Annotated in this window: 6 protein-coding genes; 2 read left to right on the forward strand and 4 right to left on the reverse strand. The window is 64.8% G+C overall.

Annotated features, from left to right (window positions below):
- Window positions 1-91: 91 nt before the first annotated feature.
- Both QL983_RS11420 and QL983_RS01775 read left to right on the forward strand, forming a co-directional pair.
- Window positions 92-529 carry a recombinase family protein gene (locus QL983_RS11420; protein ID WP_356767469.1) on the forward strand — a complete coding sequence of 146 codons (438 nt, stop codon included), beginning with the start codon at window positions 92-94 and terminating at the stop codon, window positions 527-529.
- A gap of 97 nt (window positions 530-626) precedes the next feature.
- A complete protein-coding gene (locus tag QL983_RS01775) occupies window positions 627-1,637 on the forward strand; it encodes an IS481 family transposase (RefSeq protein WP_290151138.1) in 1,011 nt (336 codons plus the stop codon).
- Window positions 1,638-1,730: 93 nt separating this feature from the next.
- On the opposite strand, the gene QL983_RS01780 is transcribed toward QL983_RS01775, so the two are convergent.
- The 4 genes from QL983_RS01780 to QL983_RS01795 form a co-directional block, all read right to left on the reverse strand.
- The gene (locus QL983_RS01780; RefSeq protein ID WP_230297447.1) at window positions 1,731-3,641 is read right to left on the reverse strand and encodes an AAA family ATPase; all 1,911 of its coding nucleotides are present in this window, start codon (window positions 3,639-3,641) and stop codon (window positions 1,731-1,733) included.
- A gap of 11 nt (window positions 3,642-3,652) precedes the next feature.
- Window positions 3,653-6,268 (reverse strand): DEAD/DEAH box helicase family protein, encoded by a 2,616-nt coding sequence (locus QL983_RS01785; RefSeq protein ID WP_230297446.1) that lies wholly within the window; start codon window positions 6,266-6,268, stop codon window positions 3,653-3,655.
- Between the two features lie 3 nt (window positions 6,269-6,271).
- Window positions 6,272-8,431: a DNA methyltransferase gene (locus QL983_RS01790; RefSeq protein WP_230297445.1), complete on the reverse strand. Its 2,160-nt coding sequence runs from the start codon at window positions 8,429-8,431 to the stop codon at window positions 6,272-6,274.
- 108 nt (window positions 8,432-8,539) lie between these two features.
- A complete protein-coding gene (locus QL983_RS01795) occupies window positions 8,540-9,463 on the reverse strand; it encodes an RNA methyltransferase (RefSeq protein WP_290151139.1) in 924 nt (307 codons plus the stop codon).
- Window positions 9,464-9,586: the final 123 nt, after the last annotated feature.

Below are 9,586 nucleotides of genomic sequence, written 5' to 3' on the forward strand. Positions count from 1 at the left end.
GTACCGTCGTGCCCAGCATCTCTGTCGAAGACCTCGTCAACCGGACTGCTCAGGCTGGTTTGAGCACGGAGACCAGTAGTCCGCGATGGAGATGATCGGCTTGGTCCGGCGAACCGGTGACGCTCGCGGGGCGGAGGTTCAGCACGAAGCGCTGGATCCGATCTGCTCGCGGGTGTTCGAAGAGGCCGCGACCCGGCGGCGCGTGATCGAGAACAGGCCGGAGCTCCTCGCGGTACTGAACGACATGCGCAGTCAGGGCCAGATCGTCGTCACGAAGGTTCGCTACCCGGCGCAGTCCATGGCTGATGAACTGGAGGTGGTGGTCGATCTGGTCGACCGAGGAGTTGCCGTTCGAGTGCTCGGGGGCGCGGCCGCCGGTGACCACTCAGAGCCGTCGTTCTTCCTGGGCCAGTGCCGCGAGATCGCAGAGGGCCGCAGAAGCATCCGGAGCGCCAGGATCAAGGCCGGGTTGAGGGCCTCTCGAGCGGGTGGCGCGGCTCTTGGCCGGCCTAGGTGTTGTGGGTCATGAGGTTCTTGGCACGAGGGCCGGGCTGAGATCAGACGAGTGGGCCTCTCCCGCAGGATGGAAGTTCCTACACCACCCATCCGCGCAAAGAGACCCACTCATGACTCACGCTAATGCACCCCTGACTCCCACCGGCCGTCTCAGGATGGTCCAACGCCACCTGAACGACGGGATCCCACAAGCGCACGTGGCCGCCGAGTTCCGGGTCGCACGTCCCACGGTGGCCACCTGGGTGGCCCGCTACCGCGCCGAGGGCGAGGCCGGGCTGCTCGACCGGCCCAGCCGTCCGCGCCGTTCACCTGCCCAGCTCGACCCCGAGGTGGTGGCCCAGATCCAGACCCTGCGTCGCAGGGAGAAGTGGTCGGCCCGCCGGATCCATCACCACCTCGTCTCCGAGGGCCACCGGGTGTGTCTTCGTACCGTGGGACGGTGGCTGCACCGGGCCGGGCTCTCCCGGCTACGGGACCTGACCCCGGCCGGGGAAGACCTGTGCCAGCAGCCGGCCCAGAGGATCACCGCGAGGGGGCCGGGGCACATGGTGCACCTGGACGTGAAGAAGATCGGGAAGATCCCTGACGGGGGCGGCTGGCGTGCTCACGGACGGGACTCCGAGAACGCGCGAGCAGCCAAGCGCGGGCCTGGCCGACGGGTCGGCTACACGTACCTGCACTCGGCGATCGACGGGTTCACCCGCCGGGCCTACACCGAGGCGTTGGAGGATGAGCGGACGGTGACCACGATCGGGTTCTTCTGCCGGGCGCGGGCGTTCTTCGCCGCCCACGGCATCCGGATCGACAGGGTGGTCACGGACAACGGGAACAACTACCGGGCTGCGGACTTCACCGCGAAGGTGGTCTCGCTCGGGGGCCGACACCACCGGATCCGCCCATACACCCCGCGCCATAACGGGAAGGTCGAACGCTACAACCGGCTGATGGTCGATGAGGTCCTCTACGCCCGCCCGTTTACCTCAGAGACGGCTCGGCGTGAGGCCCTGCAGGTGTGGGTGAACCACTACAACTACCATCGGCCTCATACCTCCTGCGGGGACGCCCCGCCGGCCTCACTGGCCCCGGCCCGAGTCAACAACGTCATGCCCTCCTACACCTAGACCGGAGGGGGCAAGCAAGATGTACATGCATCAGGCACGGTCCACCCAGCGAGAGTTGGACTTTCGCGGAAGCGCGAATTTGATACGGCCGGCTCAATGATCACTGCGATTGATCCGCTTGATCAGCGTCTCGAATCGATCGAACGTCGCGTCGCTGAGGCCGTCCAGCCTCGCCGGGTTGCGGAGAATCACGTCGGCCGGTCGGTAGTGGTCGTAGGACCCGCCACGGAGGTCGGTGAGTCGCTTCACGATGCGATCGCCGTGACCGAGGTCGCCAGCAGTGACTGAAGTTCCGAACGCCTCGTTGTAGAGGCTGAGATAATCCTCCACCTCGAACAGGTCCTCAATGTCGGAGTGCCGGCGACCGGTCACCTCGCTCACCTGAATGATCCTGTCGCGCTCGAGCCGGGCGGCGTCCACCGCCTTCTGCAAGCGATCCGCGCCTTCGGTCCCCGAATCGACGAGCACCGTCACGTCCAGGTTTCGCCCCATGAGCGCAACGAAGGCCGGGATGTTGGACGCGCCGCCCGCCGGGAGCACCCGCCAGCGGTCGTCCAGCCCGGTGCGCCCGCGGTCCACCAGAGCTCTGCTGATCGCGTCGAGGTAGATGTAGTCGCTTGGCCCCTCGACGAGGAGGTTCGACGGACCGATGAACAGGTGTTGCGCGAGGTCGTATCCGAGCGCCGCCTGCAGCGGGAACAGGCTGCCCTCGCCGACAGTGAGCGCCTCACGGGTGACGGTCGCACCGGTCTTGGGCCCGCCATCCTCGACGATCCGGACGCGGTCGATCCTGTCGGTCTCGACCATGAAGGGGCTGTGCGTCGTGTAGAGGACCTGGACGGCAGTCGCGAGACGCTCATTGATGAATCGGACGAAGTCGGCCTGCGCGCGGGCGTGCAGCGTGAGGCCCGGCTCGTCGAGCAGGACGACCACTGGCTCCTTGCGGCTCTCGAACTCGGTGAATGCCGCGAGGAAGGAGAAGAACCACCGGAAACCCGAGGACCTTCGAGCGAAGTTGTTGGAGAAGGAGTGGCGCGTGTCCTTGACTCGGATGTCGAGATAGGTCTTCTCGATCGTGTGTTGTTGAGGGTTGATCTGTTTGATCTTGCGGTCGACGTCGAATTCGACCTGGAGGTTGTCGTTCTGCTTCCAGTACTCGAACACTTGGCTGGTCAACTCGTGCCCCACCGCTTCGAGTTCAGACTTCCGGTCTTCGTAGTCGCTGCTCGCCATGGCGGCCGGCGTCGTGCTGGCAAGTCGCAGAAGAGCGCGTGCAGTCTGGTCAGCCGAGGAGCCGACCTGCTCGTCCTTCTCGGCGAGGTCGTTGATGTCGATGCGGCCGTCCAACTGTGAGTAGTCGGAGAAGTAGAAGAACTTGGGAAGCCTGCTCTTGAGCACGGCCACCGCCACGGCCCAGACGTCCTTTCCCGGGAGGGCAGCAATCGCCTCCCGAATGGTGGCGATCTCATCCGAGGTCTTCTCGTGCTGCTTGTCAGTCTCGTCGGCGACGAGCTGCGCGCAGATCGCTTCGATTCCGTCGAGGTCAGAGACGTTCTTGAACTGATCCGACGTCTTCTTCCGGAGCTCCAGGCCAGACAGCAGGTTCTGGACCGCGCGCTTCGTGTCGCGCGGGATGTCCCACGTCGTCGCATCGGTGTTGTACTTGCGGGAAACAGTGATCTCGTTAGCGGTAAAGACGCCTGCTCCGACCGCGGCTTCGAGCAGTTCACGGTCCGCCGGCTCGAGCTCGAAGGCCGCCGAGATCGGCGATGCGTCACTGATGACTCCCTCCCGCCGGTCCTTGGACAGCAGCCAGCGCGGATAGTCGCGCTGCTCGTCGAAGCTCTCGCCGTCGATTGGATTGAGTCGGTGCAGCGCGGAGAGCACCGCCGTCTTGCCGGACTCGTTCATGCCGACGAGGCAGGTGACCGCCTCGTCGACGTCGATCTCGCCGGTGTCGATGATGTTGCGGAACTTCCGGACGCGGAACCTCGACAGCCGCATGATGGCCTCCCTCAGACGCTCTCTGAAATGGTTGTGTACTTCGTCCCGTGCTGCCCGTACAGCCGCTTGATGGAGTCGCTGTCGGCAGGAGATTCGTAGACGGCCCTCCGGATCTTCGAGCTCTTAAGGTCGAGGCCCCAGAGATCGCCGTCCATCTCGATGCCGACGGCGATGATCCGATCGAACTCGCCACCGTGCTCGTCGGCGTACTCGGCCAACGCCTTGAGCTTCGGTGCCGAGTCGCCAAGATGGGCGCCGTGCGGGTCGATGATGGACGGCCGCAGCCCGTCGGCGGTGCTGTGCACGAACACGAAGTCCGGTTGCACCGACCTCCATGCCTCGCCTGATTTGTGGGCGATCCGCAGCGAGTGTCGGCCGGCAGCAGACGGGTTGCGGTACCAACCCTCAAGGCTGCTGAGGCTCAGCTCGTGCTTGATCGTTGCCCGTTCCCAGCGATTCTTGGCCATCTTCAGCTCAAGGGGGTAGTCGCCATTGGGCGTGGAGAGCAGATGCTTCTTCTCGATCGGAAGCAGGTTGCCGTCGGTATCCACCGAGTCGACGATCTCGTCGGTCTTGATCTCGATCGCGACCGGCTCCGGCTCGCGGGCCATATCCTGGATTGCCTCGTACATGGGCTTCCGAGAATCCGGGAGGCCTGCGATGTCCTTGGCCTTGGTCGTCAGCCAGAGCCGCGTGAGCGAGTCAGCGGCGTCCTCGACGGGCTTCTGGACCTCAGCGTCGATGAACGCCAGAGCGGCGACTCGAGCGCGGATCTGGGTGATGTCCACCGCCGTCGGGTCCTCGCCGAGCTCGTACGCCTCATTGATCGCGTCCTGCATGTCGCGTGACAGGTAGCGGTTGACCACCGAGGCGGTGATGGCCCGGCGCAGGTGACGCAGGGCGTCGTCGACGGTGGCAGCATCAGCGTCGCGCTTGTCCGTCGAGTCGGACGCCTCACTCTCGCCCCGCTCGACGAGGATGCGCCTGATATCGGCACGCATGATGTTCTTCGTCTGGGTCGCCACGGCGTCGGCGCTGGATGCGGCGATGCTGTCGAGGACGTCGAACATCGCCTCGTGCGCGATCCGATTGGCGTCGGGCACGAGGTCGTCCTGGGCGAGAGCCTGCGCGGCCTTTAGGATCCGCTTGATGGGTCGCGGAGCCGCTGCCGGCTTCGCGAACGAGGGCAAGCCACGGATCAGGCGGAACACCTCATCGGCAACGTTCTGGTTCCGGCGGAGGACGACCGGCTTGAGCATCACCTTGCTGACCGCCGCCCCACGGTCACCCGATCGCGGCTCGCGCATGCCCATGATCTCCTCGGCGACGATCTTCGCCGTGGCCCTGTCGAAGTGCGGCAGGTAGCACGATGCGGCGTTGAGCCGCTCGACGCTGGTCTCCTGGGCCAGGGGCGTCCGGACCATGCGCCCGAGGAGCTGGGTGACGTAGGTGTCCTCCTTGGCCGGCCGCAGCGAGACGAGGACCTCGGCCCGCGGGCAGTCCCAGCCGGTCGAGACCGCATCCTTGGCGATGAGCACTCGGATCTGGTGGTCGTGCTCCACATCCTGAGGGGCGACCTTCGGGATCTCGTAAGAGCCGACCTCTATGGTTGCGCGGTCGCCGAGGACGTGGGCGACGCAGTCGGCCGGCATGTCCGGCCAGTGCTTGCGGATCGTCTCGAGGACGAGGTGGATGAGCGCGTCCTCCTCTTTGAGCCCCTTCTCGGTGTCCTTCTCCCCCGCGGTCTTGTTCGGGATCTGCGCAACGAGTAGCGGCACAACAGGGTCGATGCCCTGCTCGTCGCAGTAGGCGTCCCAGAGATCGCACACCTCGACGAAGTCGATGGTGGCGTCGCGGACCATCGTGGTCGAGAACTCGCCGTCCTCGTCGGGGATGTCGAGGGTCAGTGCGTTCTTGAGCAGCCCGGAGTCTTGGACGTCCTTCGGGTCGATGACGACGTTCTTCTCCTTCGTGAACGCGTCCGCCCTCGTCATCGCCTCGTCGAACCGCTTCACCGTGGCCGAGATGCCCCAGACGATTGGTACCGCGGGATTGACGCCGTTACCGTTGATGATCTTCTGCACGATCGTCTGCTCGGTGGCCGTCTGGGACTTCATGCCCTCGTGCGCCTCGTCGAGGACCATGTAGAGCGTCTTGTCCTCATCGGCGATCGTGTTGGCGAGGATCTCCCAGAACGTGTAGTGCCGGGTGTCGGTGTGCTTGACGAAGTCGGTTTTCTTGCCCAGCTTGTCCGGGTTGATGAAGTACACGGTCCCGGTCCGCAGGGACTCCTCGGAATAGGTCTTGTCGAGCAGAACGAGGTCGCCGGACGGGATCCGATCGGCGCACTCGATGAAGCGACTCTTGGTCTGCAGGTTGAGGGCGGGGTCCTTGGAGACCCAGAGCACCACCGCCGAGGGGTCGGCCTGGACGTCGAACTCGTCACTGCCGTGCAGGAGAGCCTCGATGACTGTGGCGGCGATGACCGTCTTGCCGGAGCCGGTCGTCGATGACAGGGCGAACGCCGTGCGCCGCCCGCGTCCATGCCAGTCCTCCCGGGCGTATCCCAGCGTCGTGAGGATCTCGCCGACAGCAGTGGTCTGATAGTCCTTCAGCGTGAAGCGCATCGCTCAGGCCCTCCCGGTGTTGATCTGGAACGTGCGCAGGTAGGACTCATAGAGCCGAACCGACTCGACGCCGTCGGGCAGCTGGCCCGCGACCGCCTGGTACTGGGTCTCGTCGTCCGTGACGATGTAGGCGATTCGCAGCCCATCGGCTTTGTCCACGGCCGCGAGGAACGGCCTGGACGCGTCCACGTTGAACAGCACCGCGTAGGTGTCGGCGACGTCGAAGGTGTCGGTACGCGCGTCGATCCGCCGGCCTTCGGAGCCAGCGCGCATCCATAGCAGCGGCGCGATCCGCTCGAACGCCATGTCGAGCTCGACCAGAGCGGCGTTCTCGTACGTCAGTGTGAAGAATTCGACGTTCTCTTCGAGACCGTCAGCCATCGGGAATTCGTCGATGAACCTGTAGCTTCCGGCGATCGGACTACCTTCAGGGGTTTCGCCTGTTATGGCGGACTTGATGCGCGGCTTCGTCACGCGCTCACAGATCCCGTGAGCTTCCCAGTCGGTGTCACCCGGCCGCATTCCTTTTCTCAGAAACACGTCTTCCTGATCGTTGACCTCGTTGTTCGTGACCGAGATCGAGCGCCGCCGACCGTCGTCCTGCTTGTTGAGGCGCATGACTGCGTGTGCTGTGGTGCCCGAGCCGGCGAAGAAATCAAGGATTAACGCTTCGGGCTTGTCCTTCACGAAGAAGCGCAGAGCATCTTCGACTGCGTAGAGCGACTTCGGGAAGGGAAAGGAGCGTCCGGGGAGGAACTTGCTGAGTAGCGTCGATCCGTACTCGGAGGCGTTGTGGGCCGTGATCTTCCACTGGGTCGGTGCGATGCGGTCGTCGTCATTGGTGTCGACTCGATTCGCGATGAGTGATCCGTCCGCGGCTCGACCGGAGATCTCGAACTTGTTCGAGAGCACAGCGGCGTACTCGCCATCCGGCAGGTAGTTGACGACGTATCCGTATGAAGTCCGTCGACCAAGGCGGACCCGCCCTTGCTCGATGCGTTCGAGGAGCTCGGATCGACCGATTTGCCATCGACCTTCGCTCCCGTTCCGCCTGATCGGCAGGATCGTGATGAGGCCTGGCTTCTCCGGGACGTCGTGCTGCCCCTGCGGGACAGGTTCTCCGACTCCTACGATCGCTGGGAAATCGGGATCGGCATAGATGGGGTAGAACATGGTTGGACGGTCTCCGCGCCGCGAGCTGGATCCTCGTCGCATCATCGACGTCCATCCGGGTTCCTGACCCCCTTCGCCCGCGTCCACGGGAGACTCGTCTTCCGTGATGCCGGCGACCACTTTGGGGGACGGCGACCACTCCTTAGTCAGCGGGAGCCTGGATGGCTGCGACGAGCCGAGCATGACGAAGAATGCGTATTCATCAGCACGCCGGAATGCGCCTCGAGAGACGCCCTTTGGATTGATGAGGATCGACACCATCTGGATGGTCGCTTCGGGGAACAGCTGCTCGAGAAGTAGTCCGAGGCGCAGGTATTCCTTCTCGTCGATGGTGACAATGAGGACGGAGTCTCGAGGGTTGAGGAGCTTCTTGGCAATCTTGAGACGGCGTTCCATGAATGCGAGCCACTTCGAATGCGAGTACGAGTCGCCCGGATCGACGTAGTCGTTGTTGTATTTCCAGTCGTTCGCCCGGGTGTTGTAGGGCGGGTCGATGTAGATGCAGTCGACCCTGCCCTGATACGTAAAAAGCATCGCTTCGAGGGCGTGATAGTTCTCGGCATTGATGACCGTGTGGAACGGCTTGTCGCCGCCGCGCTCCACGGTGCCGGTCGACACGAGACCTGGGTAGATGGGATCGCGGAAGTCGGCGACAAAGACCAGGTCGTCGAGGGCACAAGTGGCCTCTTCCTCAGTCCTCGGGTCGAGCAGGCTCGCCACCCGCTTGCCCTTAGAGCCCGAGATGGCGGTGACGATCCAGGTCCCCTTCGACTCGACCTCGGTCTCCCCGCGCGGAGGCAGGAAGCGCACCTTGTCGCCCACTGAGATCGGTCGCCCGGTGAGCGCGACGGACTCCGGAGTGTGGCGCTCGAAGTTTAGTCCAAACTGCCGTCGGCTCTGCAGCGCGTCGATGTGCCGGCGCAGCTCCTTGGCGGTGCCGGGATCGTTCGCCTCGACGCGCTCAAGGAGCGACCTCAGTTCATTGCTCACAGGCCTGTAATCCTTCTCTCTACTGTGGTCAATCCTGCCGTAGACCACTGACATTCCTTGGATACGGCATGGTTGAAGTTCTGTTTGGCTGACCGTGTCGCCACCGAGCTACCTCGTCGCGTAGAACGCCACGGCCGCCGATGCCGCAACGTTCAACGAGTCCACGCCGTGCATCATCGGGATCGTCACCCGTCGGTCGAGCCGGCGGTCGGCCTGACGCGTTAGGCCGTGGCCTTCTGCCCCGAACACCAGCGCGAGATGCGGGTGGTCCTCGGCAACCAGCTCGTCGAGCGTGATCGCTCCCTCGCCAAGCGTCATGCCGGCCACGACGTAGCCATATTCCTTGACCATGTCGATGTCCGCGGGCCATGAGTCGATGCGCGCCCAGGGGACCTGGAACACCGTTCCCATCGAGACCCGGATCGACCGGCGGTACAGCGGGTCCGCGCAACTGGGGGTGACGAGGACGGCGTCCACGCCGATCGCCGCGGCTGACCTAAACGCGGCTCCAAGATTCGTATGATCGACGATGTTCTCGAAGATCGCAATCCGCGAGCGGCTCTTCGTATTCGAGGCAGAACGATCTCCTCGGCCCGCTGGACTCGCGCTGGGAACTGCCGTCCTGCGCCGTTCCGCACCGCTGGACGCGCCAGGGTTCAGCTCGAACGTATCGTCGAACTCGCTTTTCGCTACCTCGGGCTGCCAAGGTCGGCTCGTATCCGAGGAGCGATCGCCAACCTGCGGTGGTTTGGAACCGCCCCCGTTCGTGTGGTCCACGAGGTCCGCGGCGATGAGCACGCGCCGCGCGCCCGCGAGGACGTCGGCGGGCGGCCGGGGCGCGGGGCGGTCCATCGCGGCCAGGGCGCCGCGGTGCAGGTGGAAGCCGGTGAGTGCCTCGAGCACGTCGTCGGGTCCGGTGAAGACCGGGACGTCCGGGTGGGCGGCGAGCACGTCCGCGAAGGAACCGCGATAGCGGTCCCCCAGCAGGAAGGAGCGCGGGGTGTGTCCGGCGTCCAGTGCGCGGCGGACCACCTGGGAGGACTCGGCGAGGAAGACGCCGTGCTCCGCGTCGACGCGACGGCGCAGGGCTCGCAGGTCTCCGAGAACACCTCCACGAGCCCGGTGCCCATGCGCTTGCGCGTCATCTGGACCAGG

The sequence above is a fragment of the Micrococcus sp. APC 4021 genome (assembly GCF_030407635.1).
Lineage (GTDB): Bacteria > Actinomycetota > Actinomycetes > Actinomycetales > Micrococcaceae > Micrococcus > Micrococcus luteus.

What these genes read in the sequence shown, in the direction of transcription:
- QL983_RS01785 (WP_230297446.1), bottom strand. Translation starts at nt 6,268, where the DNA reads ATGCGCTTCACGCTGAAGGACTATCAGACCACTGCTGTCGGCGAGATC.
- QL983_RS11420 (WP_356767469.1), top strand. Translation starts at nt 92, where the DNA reads ATGATCGGCTTGGTCCGGCGAACCGGTGACGCTCGCGGGGCGGAGGTT.
- QL983_RS01775 (WP_290151138.1), top strand. Translation starts at nt 627, where the DNA reads ATGACTCACGCTAATGCACCCCTGACTCCCACCGGCCGTCTCAGGATG.
- QL983_RS01780 (WP_230297447.1), bottom strand. Translation starts at nt 3,641, where the DNA reads ATGCGGCTGTCGAGGTTCCGCGTCCGGAAGTTCCGCAACATCATCGAC.